Source organism: Mesorhizobium sp. M7A.F.Ca.US.002.01.1.1, assembly GCF_004022955.1.
In the GTDB taxonomy this organism is placed as follows: domain Bacteria; phylum Pseudomonadota; class Alphaproteobacteria; order Rhizobiales; family Rhizobiaceae; genus Mesorhizobium; species Mesorhizobium ciceri.
In genome coordinates this window covers 1-490 of sequence record NZ_RZQE01001044.1, presented here as the reverse complement: position 1 = coordinate 490, position 490 = coordinate 1, and the positions used below count along the sequence as shown (strand labels likewise).

Genomic DNA, 490 nt, shown 5'->3' with positions numbered 1-490 from the left:
GTCTTGATGAGCTCATCGAGGTCGGCGGGACGCCATCGCCCCCAGACATAATTATGGTGGTCTGGAAGGTCGGAGTAGTGGGAACGAAGTATCTCGCCGTCGACGGAGTCACCATCGCATCCGACGAAGACGACGACACCAAAGCTTCGTGTCATTACGGGCCGGCCAAAAGGTGGAAGATCGGCGGGGTCGAGCGGATAGCGCCTGCGGCGGCGTTCTATAGCACGTGCACGTGACGCCAGGTCTTGCGGAGACCCGCGCCTCTGCGCCGCGCGCTGCTTTCGCGCTTCGGGCTCGTTGCGAATGGCGGCAGCCTCGATTTCCGCCCAGCGTCGATGCAGTTGTTCGTAGGAGCGAAAAGGCACTGTCCAAGCGCGCCTGTCGGGATCCCAGGACGCAAACGGCACGTCGCGCATCGTGTTTACCACCGAGCGAGAATATGGTGTTTGCACCTCCAGCCGATCCTGGTGCACGAGCAGGTACTTGGAAA

At 61.4% G+C, this 490-nt stretch carries 1 protein-coding gene; it reads left to right on the top strand.

Annotation, left to right across the window (positions count from 1 at the left end):
• Window positions 1-236, top strand: a 236-nt coding sequence (locus tag EN932_RS38630) for a hypothetical protein (protein ID WP_206619055.1), incomplete at its 5' end; no start/stop codon positions are given.
• Window positions 237-490: the final 254 nt, after the last annotated feature.